The sequence below is a fragment of the Vibrio sp. OPT24 genome (assembly GCF_015163545.1).
GTDB lineage: Bacteria > Pseudomonadota > Gammaproteobacteria > Enterobacterales > Vibrionaceae > Vibrio > Vibrio cyclitrophicus.
This window is the reverse complement of record NZ_JADDYI010000001.1, coordinates 34,716-57,723: the sequence shown is the minus strand read 5'-3', so window position 1 is coordinate 57,723 and position 23,008 is coordinate 34,716. Positions and strand designations below refer to the sequence as shown.

Genomic DNA, 23,008 nt, shown 5'->3' with positions numbered 1-23,008 from the left:
ATTTAAGATTTTGTGACTCAACGAATACTGACTTCAAAACTAATATTCATTGCTCTTTCGAAAAAGATTGATGAACATGTAATTCTAAAGCTATTACCCCTCTCTTCTTAAATAAATAGGAACAGAATGGTAATGAATTGACTGTGCCGAATAACTACAAGTAGTTAAACGTATTGGTCACTCAGTTCATTGAAATCAAGTTTGTTACCGAAGTAACTGTTACTACCTAAGTAATAACGTTTTGATATTCATCAACGAGTGCCCACACAGATTGATAGGTTTAAATTGTTAAAGAGCGCTAGCGTTTTGTGATTCACATCTCAGTCGCTAGGGGTGCGTACTATACCTGCACCACTTTGAGAGTCAAGGGTTATTTTCAAACTCTTTTTCTCTACCGATTTCGCTGTGTGACTCTCGTCTCACTCTGTGTCGGTGAGGCGGCATTATAGAGAGATTGATATGGAGCACAAGGACTTTTTCAAATAAAAATTTCGTTCGTCTAAAAAGCCACCAGATTCGCATTTTTCGAATAAAAACTAAACATTTGAGACGTATCACAGCAATACATTGGAAATATGGAAGCCATGAACGTAAGATTCATGTGTCTATTTTGTTAATAGTAGATGCGTCTATTTCGTTTATTAATATGTAGTATTCCGATATGAACTCAAAAAAATCGATGTTGTTAATTGTCGCACTGGCTGTATTAGGCGGCATTGTTTTCTCTCAGGTAGATATATCGCCTGCAATTACCTTTATCCTTGGTGTCTTGGCTTCCGCTTTTGTTGTTAACTTTTCAAGCACCGACTCAAAATCTGATTCTGAACCTAAGGCTTCAACAAAAACACTTTATGTGGGTAACCTTCCATACAAAGCGAATGAATCACATGTACGTGAATTATTCTCAGAGCATGGTGAAGTATTTGCAGTACGTTTAATGAAAGACAAACGTACTGGTAAAAGAAGAGGCTTTGGATTTGTTGTTATGGCAAGTGATGATGTGAATCATGCAATCTCTGCACTTAACGATAAAGATTACATGCAACGAACTTTAAAAGTGCGAGTTGCAAATGATCCTAAACATCCAGAAACGGACGAAGCTGAACTGAGCTAAATCCTAACTGCTTCAACATGCTATTTAGTGCACTTTCTTTCTTAGGAAGTGCACTACAAAAAACCTCACGCACTCCCCCTTCTTTATCACTACTCTCCAAATCCAATAAATCTTGAACTCGCTTCGCAATCGCTTTACCGGAATCAACCAATAAAACACTCTTACCTAGGACTTGTTGAATCTCTGATTTTATTAAAGGGAAATGTGTACACCCTAAAACGGCCACATCAATTGTGTTGATCATCGGTTGAAGGATGAGTTGCAACTCTTCAAGATCAATCGCCTCACCTCTGAGTTTATCTTCGGCCATATCCACCAGCCGAGTAGAGCCTAAAAGTTCGACTCTTTTATTACTCGAGAAGTTTTTGATGAGCTCGTGTGTGTATTCACGAGTAATCGTTGCGGGAGTAGCAATAAGACCCACCGCTTTATTGGCAAGTAGGGATGCAGGTTTGATTGCCGGAACAACGCCAACAATTGGGATTAGATTATTAGCACGCAGTGTAGGTAAGACAATCGTACTTGCGGTATTGCAGGCTATAACTACGATATCAATAGCGTGGCTAGCCACAAAGCTAGCGACGATACTTTGAACTCTGCGGACAAGAACTTGTTGATCGAGTTCACCGTATGGGTAAGCCTCGTTATCGAATACATAAGTATAGTTATGATTCGGTAGTAACTGGCTTATCTCCTTATATACAGATAGGCCACCCACTCCAGAATCAAAGACCAATATATTTTTTTGTAGACTATCCGACACAACGATTACCTATAATAAGTTTCGCTGCAATGATACTCCTTCGCTTAGTTTTCGCCAATCCTCACTCTATATAATGCAAGCTTGATAACGTTGATGAACAAAGCGCTTACCTTGCTCCACATTTTCTTGATCTATCTTGAGCTTACCTTTAAAGCATGGCGCTGATGTCACTAAGGTATGGAACTCGCCATCTTCGCCACATGGATCAACATGACTCGGTAAGCTGTCTATTAGTTCAAGCGTGTATTTTTTCCCGCAATAGCTCATGTCTAATGCATCGCTATCGACCGTTACAAGAAAGGTTTCGATTCCTCTGTCTATTATTTCACTAGCAAGTGCCTGACTGCTCTCTCCCATAAGAGGAAACACACACTCCCAACCCGCTGGTTCTATATAGCTTCTTCGATAGTCGGCAATACCATTACAAAACATGTCTCCAAACGCGACTGCATCGATTGATAAACCAGAACCTTTAAGTGCGGAGACAATGGTACTTTGATAAATCTCATTACTAGGGAACACTTCTGGAAGCTCAATCGTGATTAATGGCAACCCGACTAACTTAGCTTGCATAGCAACCACATCAATCGGAGTCACTTGAAAAGGAACTTCATCTCCAACATGCGTCGTATAGAGAGCGACAACTTCATATTCGGAGCTTTCAAGTAGACGCTCCAGCGTTAATGTCGAATCCTTCCCTGACGACCAACTTATGATGACTTTCTTTTTCATTGATATACCCAATAAGAAAAAACCGCCCGGAGGCGGTTTAGGTGTAAATTAGAATTGATAAGCTACGTTCAGGTAGTAAGCACGCTCTGCGGCTGGGTACCCTAAAGCCGTTTCGTAGTCTTCATCAAGTAAGTTATCAACACGAGCACTGATCGTAGTGTTCTCATTAGCATAATAGCTAACAGCAGTGTCGACCAATGAATAAGATGGGAGAGTGACATCACTATATGGCCACGTCCCGTAATCAACATCAGGTCGCTTACCTACATATTGATAGCTTATAGACCAATCGACGACGTCAAATGCCACCAATGCATTCCACTTATACAGTTCTTTTGCTCGGCGTTGCAACTGCTTGCCATCATCACCTTCTGCATCTTTATAATCAGCACTCAGCTGGTGTTGAACAATGCCCGTATCAAACTCGGCAGTCAGCTCTACACCTTGAATATGCGTCTCACCATCAACGTTGATGTATTTATATGTTGTTGGGTGGTAATCGATTAGATTGGTGATTTTGTAATCGTATCCAGTTAATGTCCAATATACGTCTTTCACTAGACCATAGAAGCCTACCTCAATCGCATCAGATTCTTCTGGCTTAAGATCTTGAGTTCCGTAAGACGGATCATACTGTTGGTAAAGGTTTGGAGCTTTAAAAGCTGTACCGTATGAAGCTTTCATACCAAATTCTGGAATAAATTGATAACCAGCCCCGACGTTATATGTCGTTTCTGTACCAAATTCTTCATTGTCATCGACTCTTGCACTTGCTTCTAAAGTTGCAGAATCAACAGTGACCGAAGATAGACCGAATACTGCCAAGTTAGAACGGTCGAATGTTTTATTCGCATTCTTATCTACATATGACTCATCGCGCCAATCAACGCCACCAGCTAACACAACATTCTTGTTTAATTTATAGCTATTAATCCACTGAACATTGCTTTGTTCTAACTCGTCTTGAGTTCCAGAGGTTTTGCTTTCACCAAATTGATAGTTCCAAGAATCTTGGCTTTGTACTGTAGCTTGCATTTCAGAGCGTAATTGAAGGCCTTGATAAGTACCACCAATCGACACTGATAAATCGTCTTTTTCAGATTCCATATAACTACGTGTACTGTATGTATTGTCGTACTGGTAAATATTCTCATAGGCACGAACATTACCAAATACACTGAATTGTTCATTCAACTTATGAGTATAACCAATCAAACCGTTCAACGTCTCGAAGCCATGGCGGTCGCCATCATTTAAGCCTGGTACGGGCTTAACATTGTAGCCTTCATCGCTTTCATGGCTAATAGCAAGGTTTAGCTGACCATTTTCAGAAGTCGCAACACCGGATGCTAGACTAAGTTCTTGATAGTCTAGGCTACCCAAACCAGCACTCAATGTTGTTGACTCATCCGTCGCACGAGCAATCGTAATAATGTTGATTACACCACCAATAGCTTCGGAACCGTATAAAGAAGCTCGAGCTCCTCGTACATACTCGATCCTCTGAACATAACTCAATGGAATCTGGTTGAAATCTACCGCACCTTTTGCTGCACGAGCAAAACGAACACCATCAACTAAAACGAGGACTTGATCAGAACTTGTTCCGCGAACAAATATAGAAGCGAGCTGTCCCCTACCACCATTTTGAGTAATCTGGATCCCTGTTAATCTTCTCAACACATCTGGGATTGTTTTAGCTTGTGTTCTTTGAAAATCTTGGCGGGTAACAACTTCAACATCAGTTAATGTCGCCGTGGCAGACTGCTCAAAACGGTTAGCCGTAACCACCATGGTTTCGTCGGCAGTGGCTTCTTGGGCATGTAAATTGGAGATAGGTGAAAGCAGCGATGCTACAGCAACCGCTAAAAGGGATTTTTTCATGTTGTGATCCTAAATCGCGTAAAGTCCTACCAAACCACATTGTGTGACTTAGCCGCTGGCAGGTATTCGGACTCAAGAGCACAACCTTATGGTTACCTAATATTCGACTTCCCACAAAAAGCTATTTGCAGTGTCTTATGAATATTCGTTCTCTTTTACCGCTGCGCGTCAGTTCTGGATTCACACCAGATTCCCTCTTCAGCCATCTATACATCCAAATGGCACCAGCTTGTCGGAGATAGTATTAACCTATGAATCATTTGTCTAGTCTAAGATAGTTATAAGCTATAGTTTTCAAGGTCGATTTACATTGAATAGCTCTCAACACTGGACAAGCGCCTGTGATTGAATAAAATCTGCGCTCTTGATTTAAAAGCACGACAGCAAAAGGCATAACAATGGCGAATTTAGATGTAAACCCGCAACGCTACCAAGAACAGCTCGCAGAAAAGACTGAACGTCTTACTGAAATGTTCTCACAATACAATGTGCCTGAGCTGGAAGTGTATGAATCTCCAGAACAACACTACCGCATGCGTGCTGAATTCCGCGTGTGGCATGAAGGTGACGATATGTATTACGTCATGTTCAATCAAGAGACCAAAGAAAAATACCGCGTAGACCAGTTTCCTGCGGCTAGTCGTCTTATCAACGATCTAATGCCTCTATTAACGGATGCAATGAAGAGCAACCACTCTCTACGCCACAAGCTATTCCAAGTAGACTTCCTTTCTACGTTAAGCGGTGAGATTTTGGTGTCACTGCTTTACCACCGTCAATTAGGTGAACAGTGGATTCAAGATGCTAAAGCGCTTAAGCAGCAATTAAATGATGAAGGCTTTAACCTAAACCTGATTGGCCGTGCGCGTAAGATGAAAATCGTACTGGATCGCGACTACGTCATTGAAAAGCTAGATGTGAATGGTGATAGCTATATATACCAGCAAGTAGAGAACAGCTTTACTCAACCAAACGGCAAAGTAGCAGAGAAAATGTTGGAATGGGCTGTCGACTGTACTCAAGACAGCAAAGGTGACTTGCTTGAGCTTTACTGTGGTAACGGTAACTTCTCATTAGCTCTGGCACAAAACTTTGAGCGTGTACTTGCAACAGAGCTAGCGAAGCCATCTGTAGAATCTGCTCAATACAACATTGCGGCGAACAAGATTGATAATGTTCAGATCATTCGTATGTCTGCGGAAGATTTTACCGTAGCAATGGAAGGTAAGCGTGAATTCCGCCGCCTACAGCAAGCAAACATCGATCTAAAGAGCTACAACTGCAACACTATCTTTGTTGATCCACCGCGTTCAGGTATGGACGTTGATACTTGTAAGATGGTGCAAGGCTACGAGCGCATCATGTACATCTCTTGTAACCCTGAAACACTGAAAGAGAACCTAGAGATCTTAAGCGAAACCCACGATATCACTCGTTTTGCTCTGTTCGACCAGTTCCCTTACACGCACCACATGGAAGCAGGTGTGTTCTTAGAACGTAAAGCATAAAACACGCTTTCTCGACCTAAGACAAACAGCAGATACAAAAAAACGAGCCAATCGGCTCGTTTTTTTATTTATAGGTTGGCTTAAGCTGTCTTGCCGATAAAGCCTAACTTCTTACCTACCCAAGCTAAAAGCAGCATCGCGACAATAATCGCAAAGAAGTTTGAACCTGCATCAGGGTGCTGTGCTTTCACAAAAGCCGAGTGGCCAAATGCACCTACAAAGAAACAAGCCAAACCCACTAACGGAATATCTTCAGATACTGGATTAGTTAGGTATTCTTGGTAAAGCGCTTGTACAGCCAAAACTAAAGCAATCAACGGGAAAATAGAGAAGCCCACTTCGCTCATTGTTACCCAAGATAACAGTGCATCACCACACACACCTGCAACAACAGCAAGTACGAGTGTCTTTCTTTCAGAACCACGGTTTACAGTATTATTTTCATTCGACATTATTCAATCCCGCCTTTTAATCGGTTACGTTCACGTTCTTTACGATACCAAAAAGCCCCTTTGGCCATCATTCGTAATTGCATGATCAAGCGTTCAGCCAATTCATCTCGCTGACGTCGATCTAAATCTAATGCTTCTGCCCCTGAGTTGAAAACCAATATGACCGAGGCTTCTGCTTGAGTAAAAGCTTCATCTCTTGTCATGCCTGTCGTTATCAGGTATTCGGTTAATTCAGCAGAGAAGTGTTGTATCTCACGAGCTACCGCTGCACGAAACTCAAATGAAGTTCCTGAGCGCTCGCGTAATAACAGTCTGAATACGTTTGGGCTGCTTTCAATGAATTCCATAAAGGTTTCAACCGATGTGCGAATCACACTGCCTTCTTTTACTATACGCTGACGAGCTTGACGCATTAATTGGCGTAATAATAAACCACCTTCATCAACCATGGTTAAGCCGAGCTCATCCATATCTTTAAAGTGACGATAAAAGGAAGTCGGTGCTATTCCAGCCTCACGAGCGACTTCTCTCAAGCTTAGGTTGGAAAAACTACGATCGGCGCTGAGTTGGCTAAATGCTGCATCAATTAAGCTACGACGAGTTTTTTCTTTTTGCTGTGCGCGAATGCCCATTGGTTTCATACTTTATCAATTTCTTCTTTTACAGCCTAAACAGGCATGTCTGATTCTCTGGTTAATATAACGCGAATCACTTCTTTATATAAGGCACTCTGGTTATATAAGACACTAAACACACCTCTTTGTTCACGTATCGAAGTAAATACGTTCGAAGAAAAAATTTCAATATCCACACTGTCATTTGGAGACATACGACATACCAAATATTCTTTTTTCGATGACTCGGCGTGATCTCACCGACTCTCTGATACCCTTTTCATGTACCCAAGAACAGAATCAGTTAAAATCTCGCTAAAGCAATGTTAATCAAATATAACAAGGAAGATAGCTATGCCACACTCCAACCACTTTGATGTAATCGTAATTGGTAGTGGCCCCGGAGGAGAAGGGGCAGCGATGGGATTAACCAAAGCCGGGTTGAACGTTGCAATCATTGAGAAAGAAAGCAGCGTTGGTGGTGGTTGTACTCACTGGGGAACCATTCCGTCAAAAGCACTGCGTCACGCTGTTAGTCGTATTATCGAATTCAACAGCAATCCGCTGTTTTGTCAGAACAACAAAAGCATTCACTCAACGTTCTCTAACATCTTGGGGCATGCTAAATCAGTCATCGACAAACAGACTCGCTTGCGCCAAGGATTCTACGACCGCAACCAGTGTACGCTAGTGTTTGGTACTGCACGTTTTATCGATACTAACACTGTCTCGGTAATGCAAAGCGATGGTACTGAAGAACATTACAGTGCGGACAAATTTGTTATCGCGACAGGTTCTCGTCCTTATCAACCAGATAATGTCGATTTTCTGCATGAACGTATTTACGACAGCGACTCGATTCTTTCTCTTAAACACGACCCGCAACATATCATCATCTATGGTGCTGGCGTTATTGGCTGTGAATACGCGTCGATTTTCCGTGGTTTGGGCGTAAAAACCGATCTCATCAATACTCGAGACCGCTTACTGTCATTCTTAGACAATGAAACCTCAGATGCGCTTTCTTACCACTTCTGGAACAGTGGCGTAGTCATTCGTAACGATGAAACCTTTGAGAAAATTGAAGGCACTGATGACGGTGTAATCATTCACCTAGAGTCAGGTAAGAAAATGCGTGCTGATTGCCTACTGTATGCCAATGGCCGAACAGGTAACACAGACAGACTAAACCTTGGTGCTGTTGGGCTAGAATCGGACTCTCGTGGGCAAGTCTCAGTAAATACCAATTACCAAACCAATGTTGATCATGTTTATGCTGTCGGGGATGTGATTGGCTACCCTAGCCTAGCAAGCGCTGCTTATGACCAAGGTCGATTTGTGGCTCAAGCAATAGTGAAAGGTGAAGCTGAACGCCACCTTATCGAAGACATTCCAACAGGTATCTACACCATCCCGGAGATCAGCTCTGTTGGTAAAACTGAGCAAGAGCTTACCGCAGCTAAAGTACCGTATGAAGTGGGACGTTCTTCCTTCAAGCACCTAGCTCGTGCTCAAATTGCGGGTAAAGACATTGGTAGCTTGAAGATTCTGTTCCATCGCGAAACCAAAGAGATTTTAGGTATCCACGTGTTTGGTGAGCGTGCCGCTGAAATCATCCATATCGGACAAGCGATTATGGAGCAGAAAGGTGAAGCGAATACCATCGAGTACTTTGTAAATACAACCTTTAACTACCCAACGATGGCAGAAGCTTATCGTGTTGCAGCACTCAACGGGCTTAACCGTTTATTCTAGACAAAGAACCAATAGGAGTATTTGACCATCCATAGGCCAAATACAAAAACAGCAAGCAGCGCGCTTGCTGTTTTTATTTAAGATATTGAACATTAAAGCATTAATAGTAATTAGATCATGATGTTCTAAATACACCTTTTCCTGTACAGCCTCTATTTGTTGCTCCCTGAACTGAGCTATCTAAGTAAGCTAAGCGAGAAACTCACCCTTTTTCCACTGAGAAACAAACAACACACCAAGACCAATTCCGCGCATTGCCATAAAGCTCAGCATCGCTAGCCACAGTGCATGGTTTTCTAAGCCTGATGCTAAGTAGAAAATCGCGAAAAAACTGCAAGTCGCAACAAACATACTATTGCGCATATCCTTGCCTTTAGTGGCCCCAACGAAAATACCATCCAACAAGAAGCACCACATAGATACCAATGGCATCGCAATCAGCCATGGCAGATACACCTCGGCTTGGCTCTTCACGTCTGGGATTGTGGTGATCATATTGATTAAGCTAGAGCCAGCGATTACGAACGCTATGGTCAGTACTAAACAAGTATTGAAGCTCCAGAAGAAAGTACCAATCAATGACTGGTTTAGTTCATCTTTGTCTTTCGCGCCAATCGCCTTACCGACCATAGCTTCCATTGCATAGGCAAAGCCATCCATCCCATAAGAGATGATCATCAAGAAACTCATCAACACGGCATTGGCCGCAACAACATCATCGCCAAAGCTTGCACCTTGGAAAGTCATGAAAGTGAAAGTCGCTTGTAGACACAATGAACGAAGAAAGATATCGCGATTCAGTTTCACGAAACGACTCAAACCTTGGCTAGTTTTCTTAAGCAGATCCCATGGCGATGGTAACTGTTTCTTCGCCCAGATTCGGTAAACACAAATCAGGCCAAATGTTAGACCAGCATAATCCGCCATTACAGATGCCAATGCAGCACCTTCCACTTGCCACCCTAAACCGATAACAAAAACGATATCCAAAATGATATTGGTGATGTTGGCGATAATCACCATCCACATTGGCGCTTTGGCATTTTGAGTTCCGAGTAACCAACCTAAAATTACAAAGTTAGTTAGCGCAGCAGGTGCACTCCAAGCGCGGATTGAGAAATATTGCTGACCATAGTGCTTAACTTGATCACTGGCGCTACTCAATGAGAAAACTAAATCGGCGACTAGACTGTGTAAAAGCAAAAAGACACCAGCAAACCCTAAGGCCATAGTCACGCCTTGCACAAAGACTAAGCCAAGTTGCTTGCCATCATTCGCACCATAGGATTGTGCGGCTAGCCCTGTTGTCGACATACGCAGGAAGCCAAGCAACCAAAAGGTCACACTGATCATAGTGCCGCCTAATGCCACACCACCTAAATACCAAGAATGCTCTAGATGACCAATAACCGCCGCATCGACTAAGCCCAGCAGTGGAACCGTAATATTAGAGAGAACCATCGGGATCGCGAGCAACAACACTTTTTTGTGCATCGCCTGATTGGATAGCGTTTGAAAAATAATTTGGGGATTAAATAGCTTCACGATCACCTCTTAGTTTAGAGGCGATAGTTTAACCTAGTGGGTGGGCTTTCACTATGTTGTGTACTTTGTGTATTGGTTAGCTTTTACCAAACTATGTGTTGATAGAAGAAGCTAACGCTACCATTTAACGAGTACTAATTGAGGAGTTAAACGCTTTTTAAACTGAGAAATCTTACACAACAATCGCTGCCACAACTTCCAACGATTACATTGCTGCTCTAATGGTGAAAATGACTTAACCCATTGCGCCCATGGCAACCAATTGAGAACACTGTCTATTGGTGAAGACAACCCGTGAGCATACTTTCCAGAACCGAGCTTTTGCCCAAGAGCACTCGAGCTTTTGTCTCCAGCTAACACTAAACACGCGTGTGCATGAGTAAAGTAACGACTCAATGACTGAATAAAGTGCGCCGTCAGCTGTTCATTACAATCAAGCAGAGCATGTTCACACACCACCATCACAGAAGCTTGCTCTGGAATGTTAAGTTCATCTAACCAAGTTAAGTCGTCAACAGAGCCACACTCTAAACGATAGCGTTCATTTTTGTGGAACAGGCGTTGTCGCCAAAGCAGATTCTCGGTTACATCCAGCTCAACCCAATGACAGCGGCCATTATCTAAACGGTAGAAACGGGTATCGAGCCCTGCTCCCACGTTAATAATCCAAGCATCTGGGTTATGAGATAAAAACTGTTGAACTTGAGAATCACAAAGTTGAGTCAATGTCGCGTAAAGGAGTTGTTGTTGGTCGAGTTCACCAGTAAGACATTCTGGTGCTAATTGGCAGCGTTTGCAGGCTTGAGCTGCGATAGGGTCATAGACTAGGCCGTCATCGGCAAGGCTTTCGCGGCTGCGAAACCAAAGATGTTGAACGAGATTCGTCGGAACTTGGAATTCTTGATGTGCAGACCCTTGATTAGAAGAAGCCTTTTGAACAGAGGAGCGCGGCTTACGAATAAGCGGCTTCATTTGAGGTTTGGTTGGATTTGGCATCATCATCTTCCTTGTATCTAGACAAAGAAGATGATAATGAATATCAATTACAATAACAAGTTATTGAGAATAAATATCAATAAGCTTTTTTGCAATGACTACATCCAGTCGGTGTTACGAATAATACCAACAGCCAGCCCTTCAATAGACAAATGTTGAGATTCTAGATCGACGTGAATTGGAGAAAACTCTTCATTTTCAGCATGTAACAGAACCGTTGAACCTTTGCGTTCTAGGCGTTTTACCGTTACATCATCATCAACACGAGCTACAACAACCTGACCGTCGCGTACGTCTTGTGTTTTATGAACAGCCAGTAGATCACCATCCATAATACCGATGTTTTTCATACTTTCGCCATTTACACGAAGTAAGAAGTCAGCCTGAGGTTTAAACATACCTGGGTCTACTTGGTAATGCATTTCTACATGTTCTTGAGCCAGAATAGGCTCACCAGCGGCAACCTGACCGATTAATGGTAAACCTTGTTCCTCATTTGCTGCATCTTCAAGCAAAATACGAATACCACGAGACGCACCCGGGATAATCTCTATCGCTTCTTTACGAGCAAGAGCTTTTAAATGTTCTTCTGCAGCATTAGCAGAGCGGAAGCCTAGTTCTCGTGCAATTTCTGCACGTGTCGGTGGCATACCGAAATCGTCAATCTTACTTTTGATAAGATCAAAAACTTGTTGTTGGCGCGGCGTTAACGGCTTCATGATTCACCTGTCTTTTTATACAGTTGACTGTGAGTATATCCAGTAACTGAACAAAAGCAAAGCAATTGGTTGTTTTTAGTTCATTTTTCAAGAATCACAAAAATAGGATCTCTAGCCACACGTAACCCGCTAGTATTAGACAGATGAGAACAGCCGCCGAGCCGACATCTTTCGCCATCCCAGAAAGCTCATGATGCTCACTACCGATTCGATCAACAACTGCTTCAATCGCGGTATTGATTAACTCGACAACCATCACTAACACAACAGCTGAGATCATCAAGATTCGCTCAACTTGGCTTACGTCCAAATAGAATGCCAACGGAATCAGTATTGCTGCCATGAACACTTCTTGCCGAAATGCAGCCTCGCTTTTAAACGAACTTGTGAGGCCTTGCCATGAAAAGCCTGCTGCTTTTATGATGCGTTTGAATCCGGTGTTTGATTTTTTGGTCATTTTTAACTCTATACTCAATCAGTCGATGAATGATTTTCCACAAACTTAACGGCAATATGACTATTTCCATTAAAAGGTTAGACCAGTTTCTGGTATTCTTGCATCGATTAAATTTACGCCTAGGCTTATCCCTATTTCACTCATAGGATTTATCCTTTTTCATCATAGAAATAGAGATACGCTTGAGCACATTGAAATAACTATTGAGGCAGTGAACCTATATGTCTTCTGGACAATCTTTTTCACGTTCATTAATGAAGCTACCTTTATCCGTATTGGTAAAGGGCACATCAATTCCTTCAAACCCTGTTGAGGATTTGAACATTGATTTGAGCAAACCGATTGTATACGCCTTACCGTTTCGCTCAAGTGTCGACATTCTTACATTGCAAAAACATGCACTTGAATTAGGTCTACCTGATCCATTAAGCAAGCTTGAAATCAACGGCAAATCACTGCAACGCTACGTTTTTATCTCTTCTCGCAAAACTCTGCTTCAAGACGATGATTATGTACCAAGCTCTTCAATTGAAGTTTTCTCTGAGTTGCTTTCACTGCATGCTGAAGACTCTGAGCTCGATGTTCAAGTTATCCCTACCACTGTACTTTGGGGACGTAAACCTGGTAAAGAGACTAACCAGAAACCTTACCTACAAGCAATGAATGGCTTAGAGAAATCAAAAGCGGTATTGCTCGCTGGTCGTGACTGTCTAGTTCGCTTTAGTCCTGTGGTATCTCTTCGCTACATGGCTAATTCACACGGTACCGACAGCACCATCGCGCACAAACTGGCGCGTGTGGCACGTATTCACTTCTCTCGCCAAAAGCTTGCTGCATCAGGCCCTAACCTACCAAGCCGCCAAGCTCTGTTTGATCGTCTACTCAAATCAGAAGCAATCAAGAAAGCAATTGAAGACGAAGCACAAACAAAGAACATCTCGATCGAGAAAGCGAGCAAAGAAGCTCAGGACATCATGGATGAGATCGCAGCTAACTTCTCTTACTCGTTAATTAAACGCGGTGAGAAAATTCTTGGTTGGTTGTGGAATAAATTGTACCAAGGTCTGCATATTAGCAACGCTTCAACGGTTCGTAAGCTAGCTCAAGACGGTCACGAGATTGTTTACGTCCCTTGTCACCGCAGCCACATGGATTACTTACTGCTTTCTTATGTGCTTTATCATGAAGGCATGGTGCCTCCGCACATCGCGGCGGGTATTAACCTCAACTTCTTCCCTGCCGGTCCTATTTTCCGTCATGGTGGTGCGTTCTTTATTCGCCGTAGCTTCAAAGGCAACAAGCTTTACTCGACGATTTTCCGTGAATACCTAGCGGAATTGTTCGCTAAAGGTTACTCAGTAGAGTACTTCAGTGAAGGTGGTCGTTCTCGTACGGGTCGTCTTCTGCAAGCGAAAACGGGCATGCTAGCGATGACCATTCAGGCAATGCTACGTGGTATGAACCGTCCTGTTACTTTGGTCCCTGTGTACATTGGTTATGAACACGTGATGGAAGTGGCGACTTACGCGAAAGAACTTCGTGGCAAGCGTAAAGAGAAAGAAAACGCGAGCTTAGTGATTCGTACCATTCGTAAGCTACGTAACTTTGGTAAAGGCTACGTGAACTTCGGTGAGCCGATTCAACTGAACCAATACCTGAATGAACACTCACCTGAGTGGACCAAAGACATCGACCCAATGGGCACCAGTAAACCACAATGGATGAATCCAGTGGTTAATGACCTGGCGACCAAAATGATGACGCACATTAACGATGCCGCGGCGACCAACGCATTGACCCTTTGTGCAACCGCGCTATTGGCCTCAAGACAGCGCGCATTGTCTCGTGACTCTTTGGTTTCTCAGATCAATTGCTACCTGTCTCTGCTTAAGAACGTTCCATATTCAGCAACGTTCACTGTGCCAAAAGACAGCGCTGAAGATTTGGTAAAACATGCTGAATCACTGAACAAGTTCTTGATTGAATCAGACTCAATGGGCGACATTATTTCGCTAGACCGTCACCAGTCAATTCTGATGACCTACTACCGAAACAACATCATTCACTTGTTCGCTCTGCCATCTTTAATTGCCCAGATGACCATTCGTCAGCGCGGTTTATCGATTGAAGCGATTCAAAAGAATGTTGCAGCAATTTACCCGTTCTTAAAGAAAGAGCTGTTCTTAAGCTACGACGAATCACAGCTTGAAGGCGTAGTATCAAACATCATTGATGAACTTGTTAGCCAGGGCATGATTGTTGTGTCTGACAATGAAGTGACGATCAACCAATCGAACAGCCAAGCTCTTATGCTGTTAGGCCGTACGATTTCAGAAACGCTACAGCGCTACTCTATTGCTCTAAACTTGCTGGCAGAGAATCCGGAACTGGACAAATCTGACCTTGAGCAGAAAAGCCAAGACATCGCACAGCGACTTGGTCGATTGCATGGTATCAATGCTCCCGAATTCTTCGATAAAGGCGTGTTTGCTTCTATGTTCGCAACGTTGAAGCAGCAACAGTACCTAGATAACGACGGCAACTGCGATTTAGAGAAGACTCAGCAATTCGCTAAGCTTCTTTACTCGATGCTTTACCCAGAAGTCCGTCTGACTATTCAAGAGAGTATTCACCAAGTCGAGTAATTCCTGTATATAGCAGGGCTCTGATAGCAGATTCAACGCGATCAAAAAAGGCACCCACTGGGTGCCTTTTTCTTGAATATTCGTTTGATAAAAACTGATGCTTACCAGAAGGTAACGAACAAACCGACCGTTACGGCCATGCCAACATAGTTGTTATTTAGAAAAGCTTGAAAACATAAGTCTCGGTCACGATGCCGCATCAAATGTTGTTGGTACACAAACAAGCTGCCTGCGGCTAACAATGCCCAATAGAAAGTATCACCCAATTGGTAGTGCATACCTAACACAATCAGCATCGCTAGAGTAACAAGTTGCAAAGAGCCGACGATAAGCTTATCGAAGCGACCAAATAAAATAGCCGTCGATTTAATACCAATCTTCAGGTCATCATCTCGGTCTACCATCGCATATTGCGTGTCGTAAGCAACCGTCCACAAAGCATTAATAACGAAGATAAACCAAACAATACTTGGTAGTTCATTGGTTTGTGCAGCCCATGCCATTGGTATCGCCCAACTAAACGCTAAGCCGAGGAACAACTGTGGAAGATGTGTAAAACGCTTCATGAAAGGGTAAATGAACGCCAGACCCACACCAATAAATGAGAGCTTAATGGTCAGTGGATTCATGGTGAGTACTAGCAAAAATGAAACTACGGCTAGCACTAAAAAGAGCAGAATCGCTTCCTTACTGGAAACCAAACCTGAGGGTAATGGACGCTGCTTGGTGCGTTTAACATGGCCATCCACTTTACGGTCCGCAAAATCATTGATCACACAGCCAGCTGAACGCATCAACACGACGCCGAGTACGAAAACAACCAAGACATCAAAATCAGGCATACCTTGTGCGGCGATAATCAGCGACCACAAAGTCGGCCAAAGGAGTAACAGAGTACCAATCGGGCGATTCATTCGCGTTAATTGCCAGTACGCCTTCGCTTTGGTGGCAAACATTTACACACTCTCCTTAGAGTAAATGGGTGATGTTGGTAAAAACAGTTCTGCCACAAGCATCGGTTTATGGTTCATCCATAATCGAGAGCGACGCGCGAGTAAACACTCATCACCTGCGATAACCCAACCGACTTGCAGCGCATCCCGCTCGACATTCTCAGCACTAAACACCGTTAGTCCAAGCGGGACATTTCCTTGTTGAGAAAGGTCGGAGTGTTGATGATCTTCTAACGTCACACGGGGAATCAAGGTTCGACCTAGCACCCATGGGGCATCATCACCCTTCAAAATCACTTTACGCAGCAAGCAATCAAATGATGATAAAAGATGTTCCTCGTCTTGTTGCAACATTGAGCGTTCTACAACTTGATTATGAAGCAACTCAACAGACAGGTGCTGACAACACTTCCCCAACTTGCGGGAAAGAGAATCTTGCTCCATAAGCCACTCTTTGGTGGTTTTATTAGGAAAATCAAATGTTTCTGTACTTTGCCAATCTACATTCATTAACGAATTAAGATACAGCGATATTGGCTGATTCATACTAGTATTCAATAGGTGACTTTACACGTACAATAAAGCTTCAACTTTCGAACAAAATTAAAGCGTTCTTCGAATCGTAAACGTATTTAGATTTAGACCGCTCATTGTAACAAGACTAATGCGTTTCGAATATCGCGAATAAACTAAAGAAAAGTCACAAATATGCACAAACGTTATGTAGCCCAAATATTTCTTGCGATTACTCTACTCTTTTCAGCATCTAGCTTCGCAGAAGAGGAGTCGGGGCCCAAACTAGCCTACTTCACGCTAGAGCCAGACCTGACCACTAATTTTTACACCAAAGGTAAAAAGCTGGGCTATATTCAAGTTCGCCTCGATATCATGGTCGCGAATAGCGATGACTTGGCGGCCATTGAGCATCACCAACCATTGATTCGCGATGCAGTGATTGAATTGCTTGGCAAACAAAACGAAGAAACCATCAAATCTCTGTCTGGTCGCGAAGATTTAAGAAAATCCTTAGTTGAACATCTCAACAAGATTCTGCTTCCTGAGACAGGTAAAACCCTCATTGCTGACTTATTGTTTACCAAATACCTTTATCAATAATGAAGATGTGAAAAGAAATCCAAATAAAAAAGCGGCTCATCTGGCCGCTTTTTTGTCTCTAGCACTTGTCTATTCTCGATGATACGAGAGTTAGCTTGTTGCAGAGCGAGGTGCTTTCATTGAATCAATTAAACCGATAATTAAACCTGCCGCCAAACCGGCTAAATGAGCAGTATTCGCGATAGCCATGAACGGCTGCATGTAACCAAGCACTAACCACAACAGCATAAAGCCTACGATCTGCCTTGGGATACTCAAACCAAGCTGAGGGGCTTTCGACCCTAAAATCCATAAGTAGCCAACCAGAGCATAAACAACACCAGACAAGCCGCCGAAGTTTGCTCCTTCAACCCAATACTGTCCAGCGCCAGAAAGCGCAGAAGATATAGCAAATATCTGAAGTAGCTTGAGGCTACCTAGCTTTTTCTCGATGTCTCCACCTAACTGCCACCACCACAAGATATTAAATGCGATGTGCATAACAGAGAAATGCAAAACGGCATGACTCAACCAGCGCCATAGCTGCCATTGCTGCCCATCGACTGCTGGAAAATGCAGAGCATTGAAAATAGCTTGGCCAAAACCGATCTGTTGCAGCACAAAAATCACAACACACACCAACATCAGGCTTAGTGTCACAGGGCCTGCTTTCGCTTTGATCATGCCCATAAAGCTTGGAGTATGGTAATGGAAGTTGCTCTTTCTAGTCTCTGCCATGTCCCAAGAGGCCGCTTGATAGCGTTTATGATTAGGTTCCGCAAGAAAACGATTCAGCTCCGCCTCAGTTTCCACCTGGTATTGACTGTCTATCAGCCAAAGAGCAAAACGTCCCTCTCCCTCAGCAGACATTTGAATAGGGATCTGACGAGAAGCCATATAATCAATAAATGCTTGCGCAAGACGAGGATTGTCTAACACCATCAGTCTAATCATTGTTATTTCCTATTCATGCTATTAGAAAGGCTTGAAGTGGCTAAAGTGCTAAAGGCTATAACCCAGCGATCACTGGAAGTTCAGCACGATGCCAAGCTTCAAAGCCACCATCAACACTATATACCTCTTCAAAGCCTTGGTTCACTAAATATTGTGCAGCACCTTGGCTACTAATGCCGTGGTAACACATGACTAAAATAGGTTGTTCGAACTCTACCTCATCCATGAACGACACCATCGTATCATTGGTAAGGTGATAAGCTGTCTTTGAGTGAGCCACCGCGAAAGACTGCGGGTCACGAATATCGACAAGTCTTGCTTCGCCTTGTTCTATAAGGGCTTGAGCGCTTTTAACATCGATATGTTTAAACTGGTCCATGACTTTCTCTTTTATGCTGATTTACTTTGCTGCCATTGTAACCTATCCCAAGGCTAACAATCACATCCACTTAATAAGGTTATCCACCAGCGATCACTTTTACACCGTTTGTGGATAAATCTGTGGATTGCGTGAATAAAGTGTTTTTTTTAAAATAGATCCACAACATGTAGTGATGATCCTGATCTAACTGTGGGTGTTATGAAAAATATCCCCACATCAAAAACCCTCACAAAGCCTTACTACACCCTGCTTTTAGACAACTGACGAATAAACTTCTCACAGAGTTATCCACAAAATCATTTTGCAAATTTCGATCGCAAAAGTTGAGAAATCGATCGAAAATAAAAAGGCCGAGATCTCTCGATCTCGGCCTTTTCAAATTCAGCTTATTTTACCGCTTCAGGCTTATCTGCCTTTAAAAGTCGCCAACAGCTTGCTTCAACTTCTTCATCGCATTCTTTTCTAACTGACGAACACGTTCTGCAGAAATGCTGTAAGTATCGGCAAGGTCTTGCAGCGTCGCTTTGTTGTCATCTAACCAACGTGAGCGAACAATGTGTTGGCTACGCTCATCTAAGCTCTTCAATGCGAGACCTAAACGATTGTTGGTATGAGATTCCCAGTTAGCGGCTTCAACTGTCTCAGCAACATCTGATGCTTTGTCTTCAAGGTAATAAACTGGTGCAGTATAAGCAGAGCCACCGTCGTCATCATCCATAGGCGCTTCAAACGTAGCATCTTGAGCCGCTAAACGAGATTCCATTTCACGAACCTCTGAAGGCTCGACACCTAATTCACGAGCAACAGTCTCGACTTCACCATTATTGAACCAACCTAAACGCTTTTTAGACTTACGTAGGTTAAAGAACAATTTACGCTGTGCTTTAGTCGTTGCGATCTTAACAATACGCCAGTTACGCAATACGTACTCATGAATCTCAGCTTTGATCCAGTGAACAGCAAAAGATACTAGACGAACACCAACTTCTGGGTTGAAGCGCTTAACAGCCTTCATTAAGCCGATGTTACCTTCTTGGACAAGATCAGCCATTGGTAACCCGTAGCCAGAATACCCTCTTGCAACGTGTACCACGAATCGTAAGTGGGAAAGGATCAAGCCTTTCGCAGCATCGATCTCACCTTTGTAATGTAATCGCTCTGCAAGTCCACGTTCCTCTTCAGGGGTCAGCATTGGGTAGCTGTTCGCTGATCGGATATAGCTATCTAAACTATCTTGTGTGACTAAAGCCATTTGATACGCTTGGTTTGCCATTCGGTTCCTCATCAATCTCTGATCTGGAGTAATACATCTATTAAAACCCAACAATCTTGAACCTAAAATGAACAGGTTTCAAGGAGGGGGAAGTAATTATGCATAATCAATTCGTCTATACAAGGCTAAAACTGGTTAAGAAGTGCCTATTTTTCGTCTAATTATGACTCTATTCACCTAAACAGGTTCAATTTCTTTTAGGTGACGCTGCGCAGAAAGCTTCGCAGCCACGCTACCAAGCAGGGTTCCAACGATCAAAAGCAGTAAGGATTCATCCCAACTCAAGCCAATTAGGCGGAAGTGGCTGTCATAAAGCTGAGCTAAGTCATCTACTGCGCTGTTGAGCAATATGGTAATCAATGCCGTCATGATCCAAGCACTAATCGAACCTAAAACACCAAACCACATCCCTGCATAAAGGTATGGTCGGAGAATAAAACTGTCGGTCGCACCAATCAGCTTCATGGTTTGAATCTCTTCTTTATGCGCCAATACATTAAATCGCAATGTGTTACCGATAATTAAAAACACCGCGCCCAACATCAATACCGTTAAGGTAATCACGATGACAGCCGCTAATGCTTTGATCGCATCTAATCGCGCTAACCAATCTTCGTCTAAACGAACATCGGTCACTAATTCTTGTTGTTTAACTGTGCCTGCCAGTTCTTTAATTAGGGTATCGCTGTGTACGCTTGGTGTAATCACCAACACACCTGGCAGTGAATAATCGTCGAGGATGGTTAGGGCATCTTCAAAACCAGAATACTGGCTGAGGTCTGCAAGCCCTTGTTGCGGAGAGATGTACTCCACCAGCTCAACTTGATCCCAACTTTCGATTTCATCCTTAAGCACCATAACTCTAGGCTCAGGAATGCCATCCTCTATATAAGCACTTATTTGTGACGGGCTAGTGACATCTTGCGCTACTTCACCAACATTTTTACCCAGTAGGTATAAACAAGCTGGCATCGCCAAAGCCATTGAAATAACCGCAAGCGTCAGCAAGTTACCCAAAGGTCGTTGCCACATTTGCGTGAAAGATGATTTTGCTTGCTTCCAATGAATAACAAAAAAGCCGTCACTTGAAGCGCGGTTTGCTGCTCGGTTAGATTGAGGTTTCTTGATACGCTTATTCGCGGCCATAGTCTTCAACCTCGCTCAAAAATCCTTGGTTTAATTCAAGGTGACGATATTGAGGGCGAGTGTTTACTAACCCGATATCGTGCGTCGCTAGGATAATGGTGACGCCCGCGCGGTTAAACTCTTCAAAGAGTCGCAACACACGGTTAGACAATTCAGGATCGAGGTTACCTGTGGGTTCATCCGCTAACAGCAGCGTTGGACGGTTAACCACGGCGCGAGCAATACCTACTCGTTGCTGTTCACCACCAGATAACTGACTTGGTAGGCAACGCGCCTTATCAAGTAATCCGGTTTTATCCAACGCAGCACTAACTCGACGTTTTATTTCGTTTTCAGAAATAGATTCAATACGCATAGGCAGAGCGACGTTATCGAAAATCGAGCGATCCATCAGCAGGCGGTGATCTTGAAAAACAATCCCAATATTACGTCGTAAAAAAGGAATGTCTTTGGCTGGAATCCGAGTGATATCGTGATCATTGAACCAAACACGGCCATCAGTCGGACGCTCAATAGCACAGATCAACTTCAGCAAGGTACTTTTACCAGCTCCAGAGTGACCACCCAAAAAAGCCATCTCTCCACGTTTAAGATGAAAATCCACTTTTTGGAGCGCTTGTCGCCCACCTCGGTAGGCTTTGCTCACTTGCTGAAATTTGATCACCGAAAATTCCTCTTACGATCACTCATATCAAATTTAAAACGGTAGCAGGTTAAGGATAAACCACTTTGCTACGCGCGTTACTCTTCACGACTAAATAGTGCTTCAATAAAGTCTTTCGACTCAAACGGACGCAAGTCGTCAATACCTTCACCCACACCGATGTAGCGGATTGGAATCTGGAACTGATCCGCGATTGAGAAAATCACACCACCTTTTGCAGTGCCATCTAACTTCGTTAGCGTAATACCCGTTACTGGTGCAACTTCACTGAACAGCTTTGCTTGGCTGATAGCATTCTGACCAGTACCGGCATCTAGTGTTAGCATGATTTCGTGTGGTGCAGAATCATCAATCTTCTTCATTACACGAACAATCTTGCGTAGCTCTTCCATCAAGTTGCTCTTATTCTGCAAACGACCTGCAGTATCTGCAATCACAACATCAACACCACGAGCTTTCGCTGCTTCAATCGCATCGTAAATAACAGACGCACTGTCAGCACCAGTGTGTTGAGCGATAACGGGAACATCATTGCGCTGACCCCAAACTTGAAGTTGCTCAACCGCTGCTGCACGGAAGGTATCACCCGCAGCAAGCATCACTTTCTTGCCTTCACCTTGGAACTGTTTAGCCAGTTTGCCGATAGTGGTTGTTTTACCGACACCGTTCACACCGACCATTAAGATAACGTAAGGTGTTTTTGTTGTATCAACCACAAGAGGCTGTTCAACTTGGCTTAGGATATCGGCCATCTCTTCTTTGAGCAGACCATATAGAGCTTCACCATCTTTTAGGTCATTGCGAGATGCTTTTTCTGTTAGGTTTTCAATGATTTTTACGGTGGTATTCATACCCACGTCAGCAATCAGAAGTTGCTCTTCTAGCTCTTCAAATAGATCTTCATCGATTTGCTTACCTTTAAATAAACCAAAGAAGCCAGCACCAATATTGGCTTTGGTGCGACTAAGGCTACGCTTAAGGCGTGTAAAAAAGCTTTCTGTCGGCTTTTCTTGTACTTCTTCAACCTTAGCTTGAGGAGCTGCCACTTCTTCCTGCTCTGCTTCTACTTCGACAGATTGCTGCTCTTGTTGAATCTCTTCAAGCGCTTGCTCAGGTTCAACTGACTTAGATTCAATTGGCTTAGCTTGTTCAGCTTCAGGCGCGACCTGTTCAGCCTCAACTTGTGATTCAACTTCAGTTTGATCTTCAACGTTTTCTACGTTCGCTTCATTCTGAGTTTTTGGGCTTTGTTCTTCTTCACCAAAACCAAGCCACGATAATAATCCGCGCTTCTTTTTTTCCGTCATCAGAGGAGTTTCCTAGATCTACTAATTAGCTGTATTGACTTAATACACGT

22 protein-coding genes and 1 riboswitch are annotated in these 23,008 nt (G+C 43.2%); of the genes, 5 read left to right on the top strand and 17 right to left on the bottom strand.

All coding sequences use genetic code 11. The annotated features are described in order from the left end of the window. Positions 1-661 precede the first annotated feature (661 nt). A complete protein-coding gene (locus IQO02_RS00285; RefSeq protein ID WP_102265622.1) occupies positions 662-1,114 on the top strand; it encodes an RNA recognition motif domain-containing protein in 453 nt (150 codons plus the stop codon). On the opposite strand, the gene murI is transcribed toward IQO02_RS00285, so the two are convergent. From murI to btuB, 3 genes are read right to left on the bottom strand one after another with little or no spacing between them, the layout of a single operon-like run. Then, positions 1,077-1,883 (bottom strand): glutamate racemase, encoded by an 807-nt coding sequence (murI, locus tag IQO02_RS00280; RefSeq protein WP_029203650.1) that lies wholly within the window; start codon positions 1,881-1,883, stop codon positions 1,077-1,079. The genes IQO02_RS00285 and murI overlap by 38 nt on opposite strands. Before the next feature lie 60 nt (positions 1,884-1,943). After that, positions 1,944-2,609 carry an ATPase gene (locus IQO02_RS00275; RefSeq protein WP_016795182.1) on the bottom strand — a complete coding sequence of 222 codons (666 nt, stop codon included), beginning with the start codon at positions 2,607-2,609 and terminating at the stop codon, positions 1,944-1,946. A gap of 48 nt (positions 2,610-2,657) precedes the next feature. Then, the gene (gene btuB / locus IQO02_RS00270; protein WP_102265623.1) at positions 2,658-4,493 is read right to left on the bottom strand and encodes a TonB-dependent vitamin B12 receptor; all 1,836 of its coding nucleotides are present in this window, start codon (positions 4,491-4,493) and stop codon (positions 2,658-2,660) included. 39 nt (positions 4,494-4,532) lie between these two features. After that, positions 4,533-4,737, bottom strand: a riboswitch (cobalamin riboswitch). Positions 4,738-4,891: 154 nt separating this feature from the next. On the opposite strand from btuB, the gene trmA reads away from it, so the two are divergent. Continuing rightward, on the top strand, positions 4,892-6,001 hold the full coding sequence (gene trmA / locus IQO02_RS00265; protein WP_016783992.1) for a tRNA (uridine(54)-C5)-methyltransferase TrmA: 1,110 nt from the start codon (positions 4,892-4,894) through the stop codon (positions 5,999-6,001). Between the two features lie 80 nt (positions 6,002-6,081). Here the strand turns inward: trmA and IQO02_RS00260 are convergent, their stop codons facing one another. Both IQO02_RS00260 and fabR read right to left on the bottom strand, forming a co-directional pair. Continuing rightward, complete coding sequence (locus IQO02_RS00260; RefSeq protein WP_004736696.1) at positions 6,082-6,453, bottom strand: YijD family membrane protein; 372 nt, start codon at positions 6,451-6,453, stop codon at positions 6,082-6,084. After that, positions 6,453-7,094, bottom strand: a complete 642-nt coding sequence (gene fabR, locus IQO02_RS00255) for an HTH-type transcriptional repressor FabR (protein ID WP_010438693.1) — start codon at positions 7,092-7,094, stop codon at positions 6,453-6,455. Before fabR ends, IQO02_RS00260 begins: the two co-directional genes overlap by 1 nt. A gap of 327 nt (positions 7,095-7,421) precedes the next feature. Between fabR and sthA the strand changes: the two genes are divergently transcribed. Beyond that, positions 7,422-8,822: a Si-specific NAD(P)(+) transhydrogenase gene (sthA, locus tag IQO02_RS00250; RefSeq protein WP_010438694.1), complete on the top strand. Its 1,401-nt coding sequence runs from the start codon at positions 7,422-7,424 to the stop codon at positions 8,820-8,822. A 189-nt stretch (positions 8,823-9,011) separates the two neighbouring features. Here the strand turns inward: sthA and dinF are convergent, their stop codons facing one another. From dinF to IQO02_RS00230, 4 genes are all read right to left on the bottom strand, one after another. Continuing rightward, complete coding sequence (gene dinF, locus IQO02_RS00245; protein ID WP_193838488.1) at positions 9,012-10,367, bottom strand: MATE family efflux transporter DinF; 1,356 nt, start codon at positions 10,365-10,367, stop codon at positions 9,012-9,014. 117 nt (positions 10,368-10,484) lie between these two features. Further along, the gene (locus tag IQO02_RS00240) at positions 10,485-11,363 is read right to left on the bottom strand and encodes a class I SAM-dependent methyltransferase (protein ID WP_016768444.1); all 879 of its coding nucleotides are present in this window, start codon (positions 11,361-11,363) and stop codon (positions 10,485-10,487) included. 98 nt (positions 11,364-11,461) lie between these two features. Then, complete coding sequence (lexA, locus tag IQO02_RS00235; RefSeq protein WP_022570862.1) at positions 11,462-12,082, bottom strand: transcriptional repressor LexA; 621 nt, start codon at positions 12,080-12,082, stop codon at positions 11,462-11,464. 94 nt (positions 12,083-12,176) lie between these two features. Next, positions 12,177-12,539 (bottom strand): diacylglycerol kinase, encoded by a 363-nt coding sequence (locus tag IQO02_RS00230; RefSeq protein WP_010438699.1) that lies wholly within the window; start codon positions 12,537-12,539, stop codon positions 12,177-12,179. A 221-nt stretch (positions 12,540-12,760) separates the two neighbouring features. On the opposite strand from IQO02_RS00230, the gene plsB reads away from it, so the two are divergent. Then, entirely contained in the window at positions 12,761-15,184 is a 2,424-nt protein-coding gene (gene plsB, locus IQO02_RS00225; protein WP_016791847.1) for a glycerol-3-phosphate 1-O-acyltransferase PlsB, read from the top strand. Positions 15,185-15,285: 101 nt separating this feature from the next. Here the strand turns inward: plsB and ubiA are convergent, their stop codons facing one another. Both ubiA and IQO02_RS00215 read right to left on the bottom strand, forming a co-directional pair. Then, on the bottom strand, positions 15,286-16,140 hold the full coding sequence (gene ubiA, locus IQO02_RS00220) for a 4-hydroxybenzoate octaprenyltransferase (protein WP_010438705.1): 855 nt from the start codon (positions 16,138-16,140) through the stop codon (positions 15,286-15,288). Next, on the bottom strand, positions 16,141-16,683 hold the full coding sequence (locus IQO02_RS00215; RefSeq protein WP_193838487.1) for a chorismate lyase: 543 nt from the start codon (positions 16,681-16,683) through the stop codon (positions 16,141-16,143). Between the two features lie 162 nt (positions 16,684-16,845). Here IQO02_RS00215 and IQO02_RS00210 point away from each other — a divergent pair, with 162 nt between their 5' ends. Next, the gene (locus tag IQO02_RS00210; RefSeq protein WP_010438708.1) at positions 16,846-17,253 is read left to right on the top strand and encodes a flagellar basal body-associated protein FliL; all 408 of its coding nucleotides are present in this window, start codon (positions 16,846-16,848) and stop codon (positions 17,251-17,253) included. A gap of 90 nt (positions 17,254-17,343) precedes the next feature. Here the strand turns inward: IQO02_RS00210 and glpG are convergent, their stop codons facing one another. From glpG to ftsY, 6 genes are all read right to left on the bottom strand, one after another. Continuing rightward, entirely contained in the window at positions 17,344-18,186 is an 843-nt protein-coding gene (gene glpG / locus IQO02_RS00205) for a rhomboid family intramembrane serine protease GlpG (protein WP_016768442.1), read from the bottom strand. A 55-nt stretch (positions 18,187-18,241) separates the two neighbouring features. Next, positions 18,242-18,565 carry a thiosulfate sulfurtransferase GlpE gene (gene glpE / locus IQO02_RS00200; RefSeq protein WP_010438714.1) on the bottom strand — a complete coding sequence of 108 codons (324 nt, stop codon included), beginning with the start codon at positions 18,563-18,565 and terminating at the stop codon, positions 18,242-18,244. Between the two features lie 418 nt (positions 18,566-18,983). Continuing rightward, the gene (gene rpoH / locus IQO02_RS00195; RefSeq protein ID WP_010438716.1) at positions 18,984-19,841 is read right to left on the bottom strand and encodes an RNA polymerase sigma factor RpoH; all 858 of its coding nucleotides are present in this window, start codon (positions 19,839-19,841) and stop codon (positions 18,984-18,986) included. Between the two features lie 177 nt (positions 19,842-20,018). Further along, the gene (ftsX, locus tag IQO02_RS00190) at positions 20,019-20,987 is read right to left on the bottom strand and encodes a permease-like cell division protein FtsX (protein ID WP_010438718.1); all 969 of its coding nucleotides are present in this window, start codon (positions 20,985-20,987) and stop codon (positions 20,019-20,021) included. After that, complete coding sequence (gene ftsE / locus IQO02_RS00185) at positions 20,974-21,651, bottom strand: cell division ATP-binding protein FtsE (RefSeq protein WP_004736585.1); 678 nt, start codon at positions 21,649-21,651, stop codon at positions 20,974-20,976. Before ftsE ends, ftsX begins: the two co-directional genes overlap by 14 nt. A 77-nt stretch (positions 21,652-21,728) precedes the next feature. After that, entirely contained in the window at positions 21,729-22,958 is a 1,230-nt protein-coding gene (gene ftsY, locus IQO02_RS00180; protein ID WP_102282502.1) for a signal recognition particle-docking protein FtsY, read from the bottom strand. Positions 22,959-23,008 lie beyond the last annotated feature (50 nt).